Origin of the sequence: Sphingomonas mali NBRC 15500, from assembly GCF_001598415.1 — a bacterium.
GTDB classification, from domain to species: Bacteria; Pseudomonadota; Alphaproteobacteria; order Sphingomonadales; family Sphingomonadaceae; genus Sphingomonas; species Sphingomonas mali.
Genome location: NZ_BCYX01000003.1, coordinates 54,543 through 72,832, shown reverse-complemented (window position 1 = coordinate 72,832; position 18,290 = coordinate 54,543). Strand labels below are relative to the sequence as shown.

16 protein-coding genes, 1 tRNA gene and 1 pseudogene are annotated in these 18,290 nt (G+C 63.0%); 6 read left to right on the top strand and 12 right to left on the bottom strand.

Features of this window, described 5'->3' with window-relative positions; translation table 11 throughout:
* The first annotated feature begins 7 nt into the window (after positions 1-7).
* The 6 genes and pseudogenes from SMA01S_RS04255 (at position 8) to SMA01S_RS04235 (ending at position 3,325) form a co-directional block, all read left to right on the top strand.
* Positions 8-862 (top strand): fumarylacetoacetate hydrolase family protein, encoded by an 855-nt coding sequence (locus tag SMA01S_RS04255; RefSeq protein ID WP_066817754.1) that lies wholly within the window; start codon positions 8-10, stop codon positions 860-862.
* A 52-nt stretch (positions 863-914) separates the two neighbouring features.
* Positions 915-2,138 carry an MFS transporter gene (locus SMA01S_RS04250; protein ID WP_066817751.1) on the top strand — a complete coding sequence of 408 codons (1,224 nt, stop codon included), beginning with the start codon at positions 915-917 and terminating at the stop codon, positions 2,136-2,138.
* 161 nt (positions 2,139-2,299) lie between these two features.
* Positions 2,300-2,596 (top strand): annotated as a pseudogene (locus SMA01S_RS04245) (TrbI/VirB10 family protein); the annotation flags it as partial.
* 1 nt (position 2,597) lies between these two features.
* Positions 2,598-2,834: a DUF2274 domain-containing protein gene (locus tag SMA01S_RS04240; RefSeq protein ID WP_066817745.1), complete on the top strand. Its 237-nt coding sequence runs from the start codon at positions 2,598-2,600 to the stop codon at positions 2,832-2,834.
* Positions 2,824-3,096, top strand: a complete 273-nt coding sequence (locus SMA01S_RS24080) for a helix-turn-helix domain-containing protein (protein WP_084250051.1) — start codon at positions 2,824-2,826, stop codon at positions 3,094-3,096. The genes SMA01S_RS04240 and SMA01S_RS24080 overlap by 11 nt, the downstream gene beginning before the upstream one ends.
* A gap of 141 nt (positions 3,097-3,237) precedes the next feature.
* Positions 3,238-3,325: transfer RNA gene (locus tag SMA01S_RS04235), tRNA-Leu, on the top strand.
* A gap of 21 nt (positions 3,326-3,346) precedes the next feature.
* Here the strand turns inward: SMA01S_RS04235 and SMA01S_RS24985 are convergent.
* From SMA01S_RS24985 to SMA01S_RS04175, 12 genes are all read right to left on the bottom strand, one after another.
* Entirely contained in the window at positions 3,347-3,769 is a 423-nt protein-coding gene (locus tag SMA01S_RS24985; RefSeq protein WP_084250050.1) for a helix-turn-helix domain-containing protein, read from the bottom strand.
* Complete coding sequence (locus SMA01S_RS04225) at positions 3,759-5,057, bottom strand: tyrosine-type recombinase/integrase (protein WP_084250049.1); 1,299 nt, start codon at positions 5,055-5,057, stop codon at positions 3,759-3,761. The genes SMA01S_RS24985 and SMA01S_RS04225 overlap by 11 nt, the downstream gene beginning before the upstream one ends.
* 243 nt (positions 5,058-5,300) lie before the next feature.
* Entirely contained in the window at positions 5,301-6,032 is a 732-nt protein-coding gene (locus tag SMA01S_RS04220) for a class I SAM-dependent methyltransferase (RefSeq protein ID WP_066817742.1), read from the bottom strand.
* 1 nt (position 6,033) lies between these two features.
* A complete protein-coding gene (locus SMA01S_RS04215) occupies positions 6,034-6,885 on the bottom strand; it encodes a glycosyltransferase family protein (protein WP_157093792.1) in 852 nt (283 codons plus the stop codon).
* The gene (locus SMA01S_RS24450) at positions 6,882-7,904 is read right to left on the bottom strand and encodes a hypothetical protein (protein ID WP_157093791.1); all 1,023 of its coding nucleotides are present in this window, start codon (positions 7,902-7,904) and stop codon (positions 6,882-6,884) included. The genes SMA01S_RS04215 and SMA01S_RS24450 overlap by 4 nt, the downstream gene beginning before the upstream one ends.
* Positions 7,901-8,335, bottom strand: a complete 435-nt coding sequence (locus SMA01S_RS04205) for a MauE/DoxX family redox-associated membrane protein (RefSeq protein WP_066817735.1) — start codon at positions 8,333-8,335, stop codon at positions 7,901-7,903. Before SMA01S_RS04205 ends, SMA01S_RS24450 begins: the two co-directional genes overlap by 4 nt.
* A gap of 60 nt (positions 8,336-8,395) precedes the next feature.
* Positions 8,396-9,058, bottom strand: coding sequence for a hypothetical protein (locus SMA01S_RS04200; protein ID WP_066817733.1), 663 nt, complete (start codon positions 9,056-9,058; stop codon positions 8,396-8,398).
* Positions 9,059-9,103: 45 nt separating this feature from the next.
* Positions 9,104-9,760 carry a hypothetical protein gene (locus tag SMA01S_RS04195; RefSeq protein WP_066817731.1) on the bottom strand — a complete coding sequence of 219 codons (657 nt, stop codon included), beginning with the start codon at positions 9,758-9,760 and terminating at the stop codon, positions 9,104-9,106.
* 639 nt (positions 9,761-10,399) lie between these two features.
* The gene (locus SMA01S_RS04190) at positions 10,400-12,019 is read right to left on the bottom strand and encodes an alpha-glucosidase (protein ID WP_084250047.1); all 1,620 of its coding nucleotides are present in this window, start codon (positions 12,017-12,019) and stop codon (positions 10,400-10,402) included.
* Positions 12,016-13,827, bottom strand: a complete 1,812-nt coding sequence (locus SMA01S_RS04185) for an alpha-amylase family glycosyl hydrolase (RefSeq protein WP_066818657.1) — start codon at positions 13,825-13,827, stop codon at positions 12,016-12,018. Before SMA01S_RS04185 ends, SMA01S_RS04190 begins: the two co-directional genes overlap by 4 nt.
* Positions 13,828-13,871: 44 nt before the next feature.
* Complete coding sequence (locus SMA01S_RS04180) at positions 13,872-15,389, bottom strand: tryptophan halogenase family protein (RefSeq protein ID WP_281179140.1); 1,518 nt, start codon at positions 15,387-15,389, stop codon at positions 13,872-13,874.
* A 67-nt stretch (positions 15,390-15,456) separates the two neighbouring features.
* Entirely contained in the window at positions 15,457-18,270 is a 2,814-nt protein-coding gene (locus SMA01S_RS04175; RefSeq protein ID WP_084250083.1) for a TonB-dependent receptor, read from the bottom strand.
* Between the last annotated feature and the right edge of the window lie 20 nt (positions 18,271-18,290).

Sequence of the window (18,290 nt, the reverse complement as noted above, 5' to 3'; positions counted from 1 at the left end):
AGAGGCGATGAAGCTCGCCACATTCACCGTTGCGGGCCAGTCGCGCCTGGGAAAGGTCGTCGGTGACACGGTCGTCGACTTGAGTGACGTCACGCACTCCTGCGGCGGCTCGATGCGCGCGCTGCTGGAGAATTACGACACGTTGCGCGACGCGATCGCGGCGGCGGAAGGCCCGACGTTTGCGTTATCGGACGTCACGCTCGAGGCGCCCATCTCCGACCCGCGTAAATTCCTTGCGATCGGCATGAATTACCAGGCGCATGCCGACGAAGCCGCGGCCGCGGGGATCCCTATTCCGACGAGCCAGCTGTGGTTCAACAAGCAGGTCACCTGCATCACCGGTCCGTTCGCCACGATCGACGTGCCGCGCGCGGCGCCGGACATGGTGGACTATGAAGCGGAGTTGGGCGTGGTGATCGGCAAGCGCTGTCGCCACGTCTCGCGCGATGATGCGCGATCGGTGATCGCCGGATATCTGGTTTGCAACGACGTGACAGCGCGAGACTGGCAGTTCCGCTCGCCGACCTACACATTGGGCAAGTCGTTCGACACGCATGGCCCGATTGGCCCGTGGATCACCACGGCCGACGAGGTCGATGATCCGCACGCGCTGACCTTGTCGCTGACGCTCAATGGCGAGGAGCGGCAACGCTCATCGACCAGCGACATGATCTACGACATCTATGATCAGATCGCCTATCTGACCCAGGTGATGACATTGGAGCCGGGGGATGTGCTGGCGACCGGTACGCCCGCCGGCGTCGGTATCGCCGAAAACCGCTTCATGAAGGCGGGCGATGTGGTCCGCGTCACCGTCGATGGTCTCGGGTTCATCGAGAATCGCTTCGCGAACGAAGCGTGACAGGCTTCCCACTACGCCTGCGCCGTGGCGCGTGCCTGACGGGAGCCCAACCATGGCGGTGACCGGCGCGATTGCCGCGCCGGACGCCGGGCACGCCCCCGCGACGGACAGCCGCGGACGTCCGGCACGCGCGGCGCTCGCCCATCTGCTCCTCGCGATTGCCTGCTTGCCGATCCTCGGCATGCTCGTCATCGCGCCTGTGCTCCCAGACATGCAGCGTGCCTTCGCCTCGGTTCACGGGGTTGCCTATCTCGTTCCGCTGGTGCTGACGGCGCCGGCGCTCATGATCGTGCTGGTCTCGCCTTGGTCGGGACGACTTGCCGCGCGGATCGGTCGCCGCAATGCCCTCGTCGCCGCGCTGATCTTCTACTTCGTCACGGCCACGGCGCCGCTCTGGCTGTCCTCCTTGTCGGCGATCATCATTTCCCGCCTTGGGGTTGGCGTCGCGGAGGCGGTGCTGATGACCGTATCGACGATGCTGATCGGAGATTATTTCGAGCCGCGGCGCCGCGATCGTTATCTCGCCTATCAGGTGATCTACACGTCTGTTTCCGCCGTCTTGTTCCTGATCGTCGGCGGACTGCTCGGCGAAGCGGGGTGGCGCGTGCCGTTCTTCGCCTATTTCGTTGCCTTGCTCCTGTTGCTGCCAACGCTCTTGTTCGTCTGGGAGCCGGCCCAAGTCGCTCGCCCGGACCTGATCGCGAACGGCCGCGAGCCGATGCCGTGGCGAGCGATCCTCCCGATCTGCGCGATGACGTTCATCGCCGGCGGCTGCATGAACCTCGTGTCGGTCGACCTGGGCTATCTGATCGAAGCGGTCGGCACCCGCGCCTCCGCCCTCAAGGGAATGGGCGCAGCTGTGAACAGCTGCGGCATCGCGATCGGCGCGGGTTTCTATTCGTTTTCGGCGGCGCGACCGCGGCGGACGCAACTTGGCATGGCCTTTCTTCTCTCCGCGGTCGGCTTCGTCGTGCTCGCGCAGGCATCCTCGTTTGCCGGCACTCTTGCCGGGGGTGGGGTCACCGGTCTCGCCAGCGGCTTCTATCTGGCGTGGCTGCTTGCGGCAGTGAACCGCTCGCTCAATTTCCAGACGCGCGGTCTTGGGGTCGGGCTTTGGATGACCGCTTATTTTCTTGCGACACTGCTCGCGCCGCTGGCGCTGGTCGCGATCGGCGCTGTGGCGGGCGGTCTTAAACCCGCCATGCTGGTTTTCGCAGCCGCGATGGCCGCACTGACGGCGACCGTCCCGTTCTTGCGCGTAGAAGGCGAGATGTAACGGCGACAAGCCTGTTCAAATCTCAATGTCGAGGTCTCGCATGGGTTTGTTCCGGCGTTCGAAAGAGATGGAGCATTGCTTAGTGACCGCGCGGGACCTCCACGAAAATCGAACTGGCCAGATGAAACAAGGCCGGGTGGCCGGCGCTATGTCCAGGCCCTGCGGGGCTAAAGGCCTCGGCACGTGCTCAAGTCGACTTCCATACCTGGCAGCTGATCAAGGGGGTGGCCCTGTCGACACTGCTCGGCGTCAGTTCCGAGCTCGCATTTTCGGGCGACAGCGATCTAGTCGAGGCCTTCCGGCGCTCGACCCAGGACAATGTCGGTCGCGTTGGCGACCAGATCACCATGCGCAATCTCAATATCCAGCCGACCATCACGATCCGGCCGGGATCGCCGGTGCGGCTGGTGGTGCACAAGGATCTTGTGCTTGCACCATGGCGTGAAGGAGGGCGCTAAAATGGCGGAGCTCAGGCTTGGGAAGCTGCCGGATCGGACGCCGATCAAACTGGCGATCGCTATTCCGCCAGACCTCAAGGCGGCATTGGACGATTACGCGGTCGTGTATCGTAGCACCTACGGACAGGAGGAATCGGTCAGCGACCTGATCCCCGCGATGCTGATTCAATTTCTCGCTGGCGACCGAGGATTCGCGAAGGCGCGTGAGGCCCTGAGGGCCGGCAGAGATGACCGGTAACGATGAGGCGCGGAGTGACGGCACGACGCCCGTTGCGGCGGGCGGAGGGTCGATCACACCATTCTTTTCGAACGACGAAGCGGCGAGCTTCCTGCGATTGTCGCCGCGCACGCTAGAGAAATACAGGGTCATTGGCGGTGGCCCGCCATTTTACAAATTGGGAAGGCGCGTCTTCTACAAACGCGTTGATCTCGAGGATTGGGCGGGGCGCAGGCTTTGCGATTCTACGTCCGATCCGCGATGGCGGGGGGAGGGGCGCTAGTTCGGGGGTAGAACCAGACATCCAAAACCAAGGCTGCGGGCTGTTCAGAGGCTAAAATACCCCTTTCTTCGGGAACCAGCCCGGACTAAGGGCGCTTTCCCGTTAGCAGGAATCAGCCGACGGGCTAGGATTACGATCCTTGCGGGCGTGGTGAAATTGGTAGACGCGCTGGACTCAAAATCCAGTTTCTGTAATGGAAGTGTCGGTTCGAGCCCGACCGCCCGCACCATCCTAAAAAAGCATTTTCTAGTCACGATACGCGCTGCGCTTCGGCCCATGTTCGCAAGTCCCTGATCGCGTAATAGACCCGCCTTGCGTAACGCCGATATCGCGGACCGCCACCGACGACGCGATGATATTTCAGATAGTCTATCGAAATAGTGAGAAACCGGGCGGCAGCTATCGTATCGATCAGTAACAGATCTTCGTTCGGCCGCATCGGGAGTGCGCCGATTACCACTGATCGCGCCGACCAGGCATCGAGGTCAGTCGGCGCGTAACGGATCGCGCGCCCGAATCTATAATAAGCCGGCCCATCGCCCAGGTTTCGATAGCAAGCGAGCGTATGCCGCTTCAGCCCCAAGCGCACCGCTGCAACCGTCGGGTCGACGAGCGGCAACGGGTCGACCGAAGCGCCGAACACGATACCGCCGGTCACAGAGTCACCGATCATTGGCCGCTCTCCACACAACATCGGGTTGGCGCCGCAGGGGGTGCGCGGAGACGACTGGTCCACCAGCGGCGATGGCCCCGAGCGGCACCGGAGCAGGGGTGGGTGCTGTCTCATTCGCGTTCACGATGGCAGCCCGGCGATTGCTGACGATTTCTGCCGCCGCGCGCACCTGCTCATCCTCGACGTGAACGTATCGCATAAACATCGCGACCGTCTTATGGGCGGTCAGCGTCATCCCGACCTTCAAGGGAATGCCGGAATTGGCGATATCCGTGGCGGCGCGATGACGGATGCCGTGCGTGCCGAGATGGGCGATGCCGCAAGCAGCGAGGATGCGCTTCCAGGCTTCCCAATAGCTGTGCTTGCTCATGGGGCGAGAAGGCTTGGTGATTGCCGGCACGACATAGGGGCAGTCGAGAAAACGCGGGGCCTTGCGTAGCAACTGATAGGCTTCCTCGCTGAGCGGCTTCGACATTGCGCCGTTCTTGCTGTCGGGCCAGACCAGCCGACGCTCGTCAAAGTCGATCCAATCCCATTCGAGGTTGATGATTTCCGACATCCGGGCTGCGAACGCGAATTGTAGCCGGATCGCCAGCGTGTAGGTCGGGTGCTCGAGGCCGAACGCGTCCGCGCGGTCGAGATAGGCGTAGAGCCTGACCAGTTCGGGATTCTTGATCAGCCGGGTGCGCTTGCCGTCCGGAAATTTCGGAATGAGACGGCAAGGGTTGGTGCCCTCGGCGCGGTGACCCCAAAGCTCCGCGCAATTGAACATCTTCTTGAGCAGCGAGAGGACGTGGTTGGCGGAGCAGGGAGACGCCGCACGATCGCTGTGCGCATTGGCCACGTCGACTCGCGTGACCTCCGCGACTTTGTATTTCCCGAGCGCCGGGATGATGTGATTCTTGATTAGGGAGCGGTTGCGCTTGACCGTGTTCGGCTTGTTGTGGGGAATCGAGTGCCGTTCGATGAATTCCTCGCACAATTCCCTGATGGTTGGATTGAGGCGCTTCTTCTGTTTCTCGAGCGACGGATCCTTGCCCTCGCGGACCTCGGCCAGCCATTTCTGGGCGATGGCGCGAGCTTGCTCGACGGTCAGTTCGCCATAGAGTCCGATCGCGGGTTTTCGCCGCTCACCGCCCAGGGTGCGATACTGCACCATGAAGACCTTGCGGCCTGATCGCGCGACTTTGCACAGAAAGCCGGGCGTCGCTTTGTCTCGCAGTTCGTAGTCGCGACTCAGTGGGTCTGCGCTTTCGACCACCTTTTTAGTGAGCTTGTGAACGGGCATCGATCGTCTCGAAAATGCCCAAGGATTCGCCGGATTCTAGGAGCCAAATAGGAGCCAAGCGGCGGAAAAGTCGGGCGTAGTTGATCCAACGCCAGAAAACGATAGCACTCGAAAAAACTTTGATATACAGATGTTTATCTTAGTCAGTCGTAGTCTGGCGAGAACCGTCGTACCCCAGATTCCTTGGCTCAAAATCCGGTTCCGAGAGGAGTGTGGGTTCGATTCCCACCGCCCGCACCATCTTCAAGCTATAATAGTGTCGCCCAGCCGGCCCTGCGCGACGACGTGAGTCATGAATCGGCCGTCGTGACGAACGTCCACGCTGCGAAAGGCCGGCCCGAAGATGTCGAGCGCTTCGGAGAGCGGTGGACTGGTCATGATGTGCAGGCCGGCGCTGTCTTCATAGGCCCATTCCATGAAATCGGAGCCCCGTGACATGACCGAGAAGCCGGTCTTCCCCGCGAAGCCGGAGCGGTTGAAGCTCGCGAGGTCCTCGGCAAGCAGCAATTCGACATACAATGCCCCGCCGGGGGCGATCCAACCGAGGACTCGACGCCACAAAGCGGCGATCGCCTCGCGGTCGGCGAGATAGCAATAGCCGCCCCAGAAATTCGTCAGGAGGTCGAACGAGGCCGGGGCGAATTGCGTTTCCGCCATGTCGCCGCAGATGAAGTCGGCGTCGGGCGTGGCCGCGCGAGCGCGCGCCAGTTGCGCCTGGCTAAGGTCGAGACCGGTCATGCGGGCTCGTCCGTGAAATTGCGAGAAATGCCATCCCTGGCCACAGGCGATGTCGATCCATCGCGGGTCCGGCCCGAACTGGGCGAGCAACCCGTCGAGCACCTCGAGGTTCAACGCATGCTTGGCGGGCCAGGCAGTCAGGTACAGTCCCGGGTAATCGCTGGCATAGGAGGGGCCATACAGCGCCGGTACGCGCTCCCGATAGGTCGAGGTCGGCTGGATTGCGGCTTGAGGCATGTCAACACTCCATCGCAGGTTCGGTGGCCGCGCCGACAATGTCTTCCGGCCGGTAGAGGAAATGATCGAGGTCGCCGCGCATGATCGGCTCGTCGGGGCTGGCATTCTGGATGCAGCACCAGTGGAAGCGGGCGATGTCGTGGGGCAGTGGACGGCCGTGCATTACTGCCTCCCGCCACCGCGACACAATCTCGGCGGATTGATCGGAAGGGATGCGGTGGCGGGCGTGATTGCCATAGAAATGGACGAACATGTCGCCCGGCCGGTAGAGCAAGGGGTGGTTCTGAAGGCCGTCGACATGGCCGATCCGCGCGCGGTCCGAGGGCGTTTCGTTGAGCACCGCGATCATCGCTTCCTGCTCGCCGATCCCGTCCCAGACGGCGCCGTGCGATACGAACCCGGTCTGCGCATAGGCCCGCTCCAGAAAACCGCGCGACCATGCCGACCGATGCATCAGGAACACACCGGTATTGATCGGCATCCGCGCCATGCCACGCTCGATCGGCACGCCGATCAGGCGGAAGAACGCGTCATGGGACTGCACGATCATGTCATGCGCGGTGTCGAGGAACCGGTCGAGCGGCCGGTGGTCGAAGATCAGCGTGTCGCTGTCCGCCCATAACACCCATTCATGATCCTCGAACGCGGCCAGGATCGCCGGAATCTTTGCCCAGCAGGCCGGGCGGTCGCGTGCGATCGGCACCTCCGAAATGAAATCATAGCCGTGGCGCAAACAATATTGCCGATGGTTCTCGACCGCGAGCACGCCTAGCAACTCATATTTGAGGCTCGTGTTGATCATTGGCACGTCGTTGAACGTGATCATCGCGATGGCGGAGGCAGGAACGCTCACTGGTGACCTCCACGGACCATGGGTTTGAGATAGACGTTGAGGCGCGGCCGCAAATCGCGGTCGATGCCCAGGCCGACAAAGGCGATCTCGATCGGAGCGTCGGGCTCCAGCGCGATGACGGGCGGCGCTGTCAGCCCATGACGGTCAGCATAACGCTCGATCCGCTGCGCCCAATCGGTCCGGCTACGTGGCACGCAATGGCCGCACAGGTCGAGCTTGACGTCGGCGAGCGAGCCGGTCGCGACACTCACGCCGACGCTGCCGACGATCGCCGAGACCGGGGTCGCCATCCCCTCGGTCGCATCCGATAGGAACGCCGGGAGTGCTTCGTGCATCAGCAGCGAAACGCCCAGCCCGGACAGCGGCGCCGATCCATTGGGCCGCCAGTAGAATTTCGCCCGCGCGTCGCCCGCGGTGCTGCCCTCCACACCCACGCTGATCAAAGCGCTATGGTCGGCGAGTGTCGTCAGCGTCGCGGCCGCTTGTGCCGCAGCGGGAGAGAGGTCGGCCAGCCACGCCAAGGCGCGCGCCCAGCGTGACGCCGGATCGCCCCACCGCGCGGTTGCGTAGATCGCCACGCCGCGTCCGTCGATCCCTGCCGCCAGCCAGGCGTCGCCGCCGTCGCGCAGATAGGGAATGCCGCGTCCCGACGGGGTCATATGCTCCAGTACGGACGTGCACAGACTAGCCATGTCGGGCGTAAGCCATTCGGCGAGTTGCGCCAGCGCCTCTCGGGATTGGCTGCTGCGTGACAGAGCATCTCGTCCGCCCAAATGCGGGTCGGCGATGAGGCGTACATTCGCCCTTGCGGTGCCAGGGCGAAGGCCAAGGCAAATCTGAATCGGCGAACCGTCATTGTTGAGCGTCGATCGCCAGCCGGCGGGGTCATGCGGGACCCCGATCCGAGCACAAAGGCGGTCGATCCTTTCCTCTGCGGCGCCGCAGAGAAAGGCGGCGCTTCGGATGAAGCCGGCGAGCGGATCGTGGCAGGGAAGGGAAGAGGGTGCCAATGCCGTCACGAAACCGCTCCTGACTGGATCAGGCGATCGGCCAGCAGCAACGCCAGCAACGCCTGGTTGCGGGCGAAGGTCGCCCAGGTCATGACATGGCCGTTCAAGATCAGCGAGCATCCGCAGGGAACGACGATCCCCCGCAGCAGCGCCGACGCGACCGCCGCGCTGAACAGGCACAGCAGCGCCGCCGCCGATACGATTGCCGGAGCGGCGAGCGGCGGCAGGAACGACAGTATCAGCAAGAGTCCGACGCCGATCTCACCGATCGCCAGTCCAAGAGCGGCCGGCGCAACCCCATCGTGAGGCAACAGCCGATATTGCGCGATCACGTGACGGATCGAGGATTGGCGCAACAGCTTCGACGCGCCCGACGTGACGAACAACAGGCCAAGGCACAGCCGGAGCGAGGTCGCGAAGAGGATGATCGGATCGGACATGATCGATTTCGGCGGCGATCGGGACGGCCGATGCCATCCCGATCGCTCGTCCGCTTTGGCTCAGGGTACCTGGTACAGGATGGCGGTCCCCAGATCGCCATTCGCGCCGTTCATGCCGGTCGCCCCCGGCGTTCCCGGATGCCCTTGCGCGTTGGCATTGCTGTCGCCGCCGCGACGTCCACCCGGGCCGGGCGCGCCACCGCCGCCGGCAGTGCCGCCGGTACCGCCCTGGCCGCCGCCCATATCGGCGGTATATTCGGGGGTCGGGATGCCGGCCGAATATCTGATCACGACGTTGCCGCCATTGCCGCCACGACCGCCGTCGCCGCCACGACCGCCATTGCCGCCATCGCCGCCGATGCCGCCGTCCTGGTCGTCCTCGCAGCCCTTGCCGTTGCCGCCCGGCCCCCCGGCGCCGCCCGCACCTCCACTGCCGCCGGAACCGCCATTGCCGCCATTGCCGCCACGGCCATTGACGTTGAAGCCAGTGATGAACTCGGTGACCGAAACGGTCAGCGAACCGCCATCCTGGCCGGCAAAGCCGTTGGTGCCGTTCGAGCCGTTGGTACCGCCATTGCCCGGGCCGCCAGGCTTGCCAGCGTCATCGCCGTCCCAGTGGCACACTGCATTCTGGCCTTCGGCGCCGGTGCCGCCGTCATGGCCCGGCGTCCCGTTGCTGCCGGGCGCGCCATTGTCGCCGTTGATGAAAATATTATACGCCATTTCAAATCCTTCCCGCAGAAAATGAGATTTTAGAGGTCGTTCGCGTCAGTGCGGACGGCGGATCACGTCGCCCGGGTGAAGCACGATCTGACGCCCCTTGCCGGTGAACCCCGCGGCGTGGATCGAGGTCTTGCTGCCGCCGCGCAGCTTGATCCGGCCGGTATTCTCGACCGTGATGTAGTTGGCGAAGAGCGCGCTGATATTGACGTGCAGCGTGGCGCCCGCGGCCACGTTGATGTTGTTGAACACGAACACCGGGATCCTGACCTTCAGGTTCGCGATCCACGAGTCGAGCGCGGGCTTCTGCTTAACATCGACGCTGGAGCTGTGGCCGTAGACATAGGCGCTCGCCAGCAAGTGGAGATCGTCCGATTCCGCCTGCGTATAGCTGGGCTGGACCGGGATGATGGCGGACGGCAGCATCGACGTCGCCACGGCGCGCGATGGGGCGATACTGAGCGCCGAGGCGATCGTCCGGACACCGACGGTCGGTTTGGCGAGCGCTTCGTCCGGATTGCCGAGCCACTTCTTCACGTCATCGAGGCTCTTCGGCTCCAGATATTTCAGGTTCGCCTTGAACTTGGTGTTGGAGGCATCGAGCACCAGTTCCTGATTGGCCGGAACGTCGATATCGGCGGGGTTCGCCGTGCCCAGGTCCAGGTTAAAGCTCTTTAGCCGTTCGGCTAACGTTATCTGAGGCATAACTTTCTCCTGACACATTATTTGTTGATGATTTAAAGTGACGCAGACGATCCATCGCAATTCGTCAGACGAAATGCGTCATCACGATTCAGTTATAATTGTTTGGCGACTCGGAAACTTCGTATTATCGCGCCAACGAAACATTTAATGACAAAAGACGGACGGCATCGTGGTTGCGAGACCAGGGTCCGCAACGGATATGTCTTTATTATGTCATTATATCGCGGGAGCTCTACTCCAGAGGAGCGGCAATTACCCGACGAGTCGCGTCATCGGCGAGGCAGATTCAATCACACTCCTTCCTTCAGCAGAAAGGGCGTTATCCTTCTGCCAAAATTCGCTGTGCGACCGAATTATTATTTTGGGAATATTCCGGAAATCTACTCTTCCGCGCTTTGGCTGTCCACGACCGGATGTCGTTAATCACCTATTTCCCTTTATTTTGAGCATGAAGCGCCCTTTTTATGAGACAGTCCGCGTTCTTCGATGATCGCGCATGCCGGGAGTCGATCGCCGCCGAAAATCGTGCCAAGCGAGCGACCGCGATAGGACGAGGAAGCCAAGGGCCACTTTTGGGCCTCGAAGCGATTGCTCCTCGTCTCGCTATTGGGTGTGACGCGATCGGTCGCCCCGGCTCGCTTATATCCGGCGCGCGATCATCGCCGCATAGCTGCCGAACCGCCAGTCGATCACTTGGCCGACGGTTTGCTCCGTGCGCCAGCTATCGGGCTGGGCCGGGCGCCATTCGACGGGTTCGGGCGACATGTTGAACACGCACAGCATGGACTCGTCCGCCGTCGATCGCTCGATCGCCAGGATCGTTTCGCTTGCCTCTATCACCCGCGCATCGCCGCGCATCAGCGCGTCGCTCGCGTGGCGGAATGCGAGCAGGTGCCGCGTCAGGTTGAGCAACGAATCCGGATCCTGGTTCTGGCGATCGACCGCCAGCCCGAGATGATCGGCGCCGATCGGCAACCAGGGCGCGCCCGAGCTGAACCCGGCATGGTCGTTGGCATCCGCCCGCCAGGGCATCGGCGTGCGCGCACCATCGCGCGACAGGGTCAGCGGCCAATTGGCGATCGCTTCGGGGTCGCGCAGCGCTTCGAACGGGATGTCGACCTGGGTCAGGCCGAGTTCCTCGCCATTATAGAGGAAGATATTTCCCCGCAGCGAGACGAGCAGCATGAGCTTCATCCGCGCGAAGGCGTCGCGATGCGCGGGACCGGCCCAGCGCGAAATGGCGCGGGGAGCGTCGTGATTCTCGAACGCCCAGCTCGGCCAGCCGGTGCCGGGCGCATCGGGCCATTGCGCAAGCGCGTCGCGGACCAGGCCCGGCGTCAGCTTCTCGGCGTAGAGGAAATTGAAGCCGTACGCCGAATTGAGCCGGCGATCGCCTTGCGTGAAGGCGTGCATTTCGGCCTCCGGGCTCGGACCGCCGACCTCCGCCACGGTGAAGGTCGCGCCGTAGCGGTCGAGCAGGGCGCGCAGACGCTCGAGGAATGTCGGGATTTCCGGCTGGCTCTGGTTGTGGATGTGCAGTTGGAAATCGAACGACCGCGTGCGCGGCCCCGGAGGTGCCGGCGGGTTGTCGGTCAAGGCGGGATCGTGCATCGAAAAGTTGATTGCATCGATGCGGAAACCGTCGACGCCGCGGTCGAGCCAGAATTTCGCGACGTCGAGCATCGCCTCTTGCACCGCCGGCAAATGCATATGGAGCTGCGGCTGCTCGGGCAGGAAATTGTGCATGTAATATTGCCGCCGCGGCGCGCTCCACGTCCAGGCGGGGCCACCGAATACCGACTGCCAGTTGTTGGGCGGCGAACCATCGGGCCGGGCGTCGGCCCAGACATACCAGTCCGCCTTGGGATTGGTGCGATCGGCGCGACTTTCCAGGAACCAGGGGTGGCGGTCGCTGCTGTGCGAATAGACCTGATCGATCAGCACCTTGAGCCCGAGCTCGTGGGCGCGCGCCACTAACGCGTCGAAGTCCGCTAGCGTGCCGAAGATCGGATCGACGTCGCAATAATCCGACACGTCATAGCCGAAATCGAGCATCGGCGAGGTGAAGAAGGGCGACAGCCAGATCGCATCGACGCCCAGGCTCGCGACATGGTCGAGATGCGCGGTGATGCCGGGCAAGTCGCCGATGCCGTCGCCGTTGGTGTCGGCGAAGCTGCGCGGATAGATCTGATAGATCGCCGCCCCGCGCCACCATTCGCGAGTGGTCTGGACGGAGGGCAGGCGGGCGGCGTCGTTCACTGGGCCTCGCAAATGATGAAGTCGAGAGGAGCGAGGCTGACCTTCAGGCTACCCGGCGCTGCGACTTTGGCTTCGCACGCGCCATGCAGCGCGGTGAAAGCGGTGGAGGCGTCGTCGACCAGCACGTTGGCGGTGAGCGGCGCGGTCGAGGTGTTGAACGCAATCAGCACTTCCTTGCCGGTGTCGGGGTCGAACCGCGACACCGCGAACAGGCCCGGCTTGTCGCCCCAGGCGCGCGGCACCTGGCGTCCGCGAGTCAGTGCGCGATGGCTGGTGCGGATGCGGGCAAGCTCGGCGATCGCCTTGAAGATCGGATTGTCGGTGCCGAAGCTGGGCGTGGCGGTGGTCTTGGTCGTGCCGAGCAGCTTGGTATCGTTGTACACCGCGACCTTGCTGCCGAACATGTCCTCGCGCGCCAACTGGTCGTTGCCCTTGCTGACGAAGCCCTGTTCGTCGCCATAATAGATCGTTGGCACGCCGCGCAGCGTCAGCAGCATCGCATGGCCGAGGATGACGCGCTTCAGCACCTCGTCGTCGCTCGCCTGGGGCATGCCGGCTTTCACGAACATCGAGAAGCGGCCCATATCGTGGTTGCCGAGGAACGTCGGCAGCGTCCGCGCGGTGGCCTCGCCATTCGCATAAGCGGGGTCGCCGAAGAACATGTGGAACAGCTCGCTCGTCGGGGCGCCGCGGGCGACCGTATCGGCCACCGCGCGCTCGAAGGCGAAGTCGAGCACGGCGGGAAGCTTGTCGACCCGCGTGTGCGCCGCGAGACGAGCGACGTCGAGGTCGCCGGTGAAGACTTCCCCGAAGATATGGAAGTTGGAGATGCCCTTCGCCTTGGCCCGCGCGAGCATCGCCGGGACGAACGCCTGCCAGAAGGCCGGGTCGACATGCTGCGCGGTATCGATGCGGTAGCCGTCGATCCCGAAATCGTCGATCCACTTGCCGAAAATGTCGATCATGCCCGCGATCACGCGCGGATTTTCGGTCATCAGATCGTCGAGACCGGAGAAATCGCCGAGCTGGGAATCCTCGGTCGAGAAGGTCGAATCGCCGCGATTGTGGTAATAGATCGGATCGTTGAGCCAGGCGGGGACCTTGGCCTTCTCCTCGCCCTTGGGGAGGTAAGGCGTATAGGCCCAGTTAGGATCGGTCAGCCTGGAGAAATTCTCCGGCGTGGCGATGCCGTCGCCGAGAAAACCGGGGTTGATCGCGGGGCCGTTCACGCCGCCCTTGCGCGTGTACGGATAGTCGGCACGGCCGCGATAGGCGCAGGGCTTGTCCGCCTCGCACTCGCGATATTTGATCACGTCCGCGGTGTGGTTGGCGATGATGTCCATATAGACCTTCATCCCGCGCGCATGCGCGGCGTCGACCAGGGTCTTGAAGTCGGCATTGGTGCCGAAATGCGGATCGACCCGAGTGAAATCGGTGATCCAATAGCCATGATAGCCGGCGGACTCGTTACCCTTGGGTCCCTGGACCGGTTTGTTCTTGAAGATCGGCCCGACCCAGATCGCGGTCGCGCCCAGCGCCCGGATATAGTCGATCCGTTTGAGCAAGCCCTTGAGGTCACCGCCGTGATAGAAGCCCTTGGCGGTCGGATCGAACCCGGTGACGAGCCGATCGCCGTTCAGGCCGCCGGTGTCGTTCTTCGGATCGCCATTCTCGAACCGGTCGGGCAGGACGAAATAGATCACTTCGTCCTCGGGCAGGCGATCGCGGTAGGACGAGGGAGCGGCTGCGACCGGCGCCGGGCCGGAAGCGGCGGCGCGACCGGGCTTCGCGGTCGCGGGCTGTGCCATGACGAGGGGCATCGACAAGGCAAGAGCCAGGCGTGCGGCATTCTTCATGCGGTTATGCTCCGGGGAGGGGCGGCGCAATGCTGCGCGATGAAATCGACATGGCTGGGCATGCGGCTTGCTTCGCGCGCGTAGAGTTCTTCGATAGCGCCCAGATATTCGGTCAGGTCGGCCTTGGAGATGGCGTCCGCGAGCGGATGATAGCCGGCAGGTTCGACGCCCTGACCGGCAAAGACCTGGAGCCAGCCAGCTTCGGTGAACAATTCTTCGTTTTCACGAAAGATGTGCCCATTCGCGCGATAAAGCTCGATCTTTGCGTGCAGGCTGTCCGGCGGCGCGATTTGGCGGCGCATCTGCCAGAAAGGCTCGTCGCGACCATTGGCATAATAATGGAGGACGATGAAATCGCGAATGCGCTCGATCTCGAAATCGGTCTGGCGGTTATATTCGACGCGGTCCGCCTCGCGAATCTCGCGCCCGGGCAGTAGTTTCAGCAACCGCGAAATGGCCGACTGGATCAGATGGATGCTGGTTGACTCCAGGGGCTCCAGAAAACCCGAAGACAGGCCGATCGCGACGACGTTGCGATTCCACGCCAGACGACGCTTGCCTGCAATGAAGCGTAACGCACGCGGCTCGGCGAGCGCGGCGCCATCCAGCCCGGCGAGCAAGGTCGCTGTCGCCTCGTCATCGCTCATGAAATCGCTGCAATATACATGGCCATTGCCCGTGCGATGCTGCAGCGGGATGCGCCATTGCCATCCCGCCGGCCGCGCAGACGCACGTGTATAGGGGGTGAAGTCCGCCGCGCGCTCGCTCGGTACGGCAAGCGCTCGATCGCAGGGAAGCCAATGACTCCAATCCTCGAAACCGGTCTTGAGCTCCTGTTCGATAAGCAGCCCCCGAAATCCGCTGCAGTCGATGAACAGGTCGCCCGTGATGCGCTCACCGGAGGCGAGCTGAATTGCCGCGACGTCGCCATCTTCGCCGTGCCGATCGACTTTGACGATCCTTCCTTCGACGCGATCGACACCACCCGCCTCGGCCAATTGGCGAAGAAGAGCGGCATAGAGGCCAGCGTCGAAGTGATAGGCGTAAGGCATCGCTGGAATTGCGTTGCCGGTGATCGGGCCGCCACGGTGCATTCTGCCAGCGCGTGCGGCGATTTCGTTCAGGGAATAGGCGTCGAGCGCCTTCGCCAATCCGAGACGGCGCGCGCGGAGCCAATAATGCTGGAACGTGATAAGACCGACGTCGCGCCCCACGGCGCCGAACGCGTGCATGTAGCGGTGGCCAGGACGCATCCAGTCGACGAATTCGATGCCCAGCTTGAACGTGCCCTGCGTCGACCTGACGAAAGCATCTTCATCCAGGCCGAGCGCGTTGTTGTAGAGCAGAATCTGCGGAATCGTCGCTTCGCCGACCCCGACCGTTCCGATGTCGTCGGATTCGACCAGGCAAATACGAAAATTGCGATCCAGAAAGCGCGCCAGGGCGGCCGCGGTCATCCAACCAGCGGTGCCGCCGCCTGCGATCACGATCGTGACTGGCTGGTCCTGCTGCACGCTGTGATCCCGGATCGAGAACTGTCGCGCCGGGGGCGGGGCCTAAGACCCCGGCCCCCGACAAGCCTTAGAACTTGTACGTGATACCGAGATAATAATCGCGGCCGTAACGCTGATAGTCGATCACTTGGCGCGGATCGTTGTTCTGATAGGTCACGAACGGTCGATCGGTCAGGTTCTTGGCCTGCGCGAGGATCGAGAAGCCCTTCAGCGCGCCGGACTGGAATTCATAGCCGATCTGGGCATCCAGAATCCCTTCCGCTTTGGCTTGGCGATAGGTCGGAGCGGCCGACAGGCCGGCGACTTCGCCGAGGAAGGTCGACCGGTACCGATAGCTGGCCCGGGCCTGGAAGCCCCATTTCTCGAAATAGAGTTCCGCGCTGCCGACCCAATCCGACAGGCCGGGCAGGGTGATCGGCTGGGTCGGATTGCTGCCATATTTGATGCTGCTGTAATTGTACGATGCGCTGCCGAAGAAGCCGAAACCGTCGAGCGCGCTGGTCAGGTTCTTGAACGGCAGTGACAGCGTTGCTTCCATGCCGAGGATCTCGCCGCGCCCGGTATTGTCAGGCGAACTCGACAGGCCTGTCGTCCAACCGTTCGCCACAACGATAGCGCGATCGGCAGGGGTCAATTGCCCGAGAGCCCCGGTGAAGTCGAACGGCAGCGAGTTGTTCGGATCGACGAACTTGGTCAGGTGCTTGAAATAGCCCGCGACAGCAACATAGCCGCCGCCGGCGAAATACTTTTCGACCGACAGATCGATGTTGGTCGACTGATAGGGGCGCAGCGCGACATTGCCGCCGTTGGAACTGAACGGGCTGTTGAGGGCGACCGGGTTGCCGATATTGGTCGGCGTGACGGTGAACTCCTGGTTGATCCGCTCCTGGTCGAGGCGCGGCCGCACCATCGTCTGGGCGGCACCCAGCTTGATATAGGTCGCCGGCATGATTTCGAGCGACATGGTCGCACTGGGTAGGACGTTGGTATAGCTGACTTTGCCGCTTACCGGGACGATGGTGACGACGCCGTTCGAGAAGTTCGAAATCGTGCCGTCGGAGCTCTGGTTGGTATGCACGACCTGCACGCCGATCGAGCCCTTCAATGCCTTGCCGCCGACGATACCGTCGATGTTCAGCTTGGCGTAGCCGGTCCAAACGTTCTCGATGACGTCGTTGTCGCGCACCAGCGAACCTGGGCGGTTGTCATAGAAGGAGGCGAACGAGTTGTTGTAGAGATAGAGCGGATCAAGCGTGAGCATCTGGGGAACGCCCAGATAACCCAGCGACACATTCTCCCCGATCAGCGCGTCCGACGGGACGGGCGCGGAGGTCGGCGTGCCGCTCGCCACGGTGCAGTTGGTGCCCGCGCCCTTCGGGCACAGGAAGTACGAGGTATAGGCGCTGATTTTCTTGCGCCGGCTGAAATTCGCGCCGACCTGCCAGCTCTTGATCACGCTATTTGAGAACTCACCGGCCAAATCGGCACGCAGCGACTTCATATCGTCGGTGAAGCTGGGGCGATTGAGAAAGCCCGCCTGGACCACCGTCTGAGTGCCGTTATAGCCCCAACCCTGGGGGTCGGTCAGCTTGAACAGCGAAGGATCGGCATAGTTGAGCGTCGGCACGATGGTGAACGTGCCGTTCTTCTGTTGCTCGATACGGACCGTGTCGGTCGCGCCCGAACGGTTATAGCCGGTGCCCGTATAGGTTTCGAGCAGGAAGTCGGTGCGCTTGGCGCGCGACCAGCTCGCGTCGACCGTCAGGCGCAGGCTGTCGTTCAGCTTGATCTCGTTGTTCCAGCCGAACGAATAATTGTCAGCGGTCCGGCGGTTATAGTCGTTGCGCTGGACGCCGACGACGTTGCTGTAGGTCGCTGCCGTGTCGAAGCCGTTGACCGTGGTAATGTTGGTGGCCGACGTGCCGGCGCCCCACCACAACGGGAATTCGATGCCGCGGAGCTTCTGGGTTTCCTTGAAGTTCGAATAGAGCGCGTCGAACGTCGAATGGAAATTGTCGCTCGGCTGATATTCGATCGTCGCGACGCCGCCATAACGCTTCAGTACGTTCGACTGGACATAGGGTTTGGCGCCGCCGAGGATCAGATTGCCGTTATTGTCGGTGGCATAGCCCCAGGCATTGTAGCGCTCGTCCTGCGACGGCGTCGAACTGGCCGATACGCCCAGCGCGATTCCCAACGTGTCGTTGGCGAACTTGCCGACATAGGTCGCCGATCCGCGATAGCCGAAACGCGCCGAGTCCGGATTGAGCGACTTGATGCCGTTCATCTGGCCGCGCGCCGAGATGACGAACGCGTTCTTCGACGCGAGCGGCCGGAGCATGCGCAGATCGACCGTGCCGGCGATGCCAGCCGCGACCAGCGACGCGTCGGCGCTCTTGTAGACGTTGACGTTCTTGAAGAATTCCGACGGATATTGGTCGTATTCGACGCCGCGATTGTCGCCGACGGTGACCTGCTCACGGCCGTTCAGCAGCGTGGTGCTGAAGTCGGGGCCCATGCCGCGGATGGACAGGCGCTGGTCGCGGCCTTCGAGCCGCTGGGCGGTGACGCCGGGCAGTCGGGCGAGCGAATCGGCGATCGAAACGTCGGGAAGCTTGCCGATGTCCTCGGCCGAGACGGAATCGACGATCAGCGTGGAATTGCGCTTGGTACGCGCCGACGATTCGAGCGAGGCGCGGATACCGGTGACCTGGATATCGGGTCCTGCCGCTGCACTTTGATCATCGGTTTGTGGGACGGGCGCGGCAGGCGCATCCTGCGCCGAGGCTGGCGAGGCGACCATCGCCAGCGCGCCGGCAAGCGCGATGCCACTCACGCGCTGCGCGAGCTGGACACGACGGTTCGAACGGTAAGTAGTCATCAATTCCTCCCCTTGCGGCC

Excerpts from the sequence above, each read along its gene's own strand:
- SMA01S_RS04255 (WP_066817754.1), top strand. The coding sequence starts at position 8 with ATGAAGCTCGCCACATTCACCGTTGCGGGCCAGTCGCGCCTGGGAAAG.
- SMA01S_RS04250 (WP_066817751.1), top strand. The coding sequence starts at position 915 with ATGGCGGTGACCGGCGCGATTGCCGCGCCGGACGCCGGGCACGCCCCC.
- SMA01S_RS04240 (WP_066817745.1), top strand. The coding sequence starts at position 2,598 with ATGGCGGAGCTCAGGCTTGGGAAGCTGCCGGATCGGACGCCGATCAAA.
- SMA01S_RS24080 (WP_084250051.1), top strand. The coding sequence starts at position 2,824 with ATGACCGGTAACGATGAGGCGCGGAGTGACGGCACGACGCCCGTTGCG.
- SMA01S_RS24985 (WP_084250050.1), bottom strand. The coding sequence starts at position 3,769 with ATGATCGGTGACTCTGTGACCGGCGGTATCGTGTTCGGCGCTTCGGTC.
- SMA01S_RS04225 (WP_084250049.1), bottom strand. The coding sequence starts at position 5,057 with ATGCCCGTTCACAAGCTCACTAAAAAGGTGGTCGAAAGCGCAGACCCA.
- SMA01S_RS04220 (WP_066817742.1), bottom strand. The coding sequence starts at position 6,032 with ATGCCTCAAGCCGCAATCCAGCCGACCTCGACCTATCGGGAGCGCGTA.
- SMA01S_RS04205 (WP_066817735.1), bottom strand. The coding sequence starts at position 8,335 with ATGTCCGATCCGATCATCCTCTTCGCGACCTCGCTCCGGCTGTGCCTT.
- SMA01S_RS04200 (WP_066817733.1), bottom strand. The coding sequence starts at position 9,058 with ATGGCGTATAATATTTTCATCAACGGCGACAATGGCGCGCCCGGCAGC.
- SMA01S_RS04195 (WP_066817731.1), bottom strand. The coding sequence starts at position 9,760 with ATGCCTCAGATAACGTTAGCCGAACGGCTAAAGAGCTTTAACCTGGAC.
- SMA01S_RS04185 (WP_066818657.1), bottom strand. The coding sequence starts at position 13,827 with ATGGCACAGCCCGCGACCGCGAAGCCCGGTCGCGCCGCCGCTTCCGGC.
- SMA01S_RS04175 (WP_084250083.1), bottom strand. The coding sequence starts at position 18,270 with ATGACTACTTACCGTTCGAACCGTCGTGTCCAGCTCGCGCAGCGCGTG.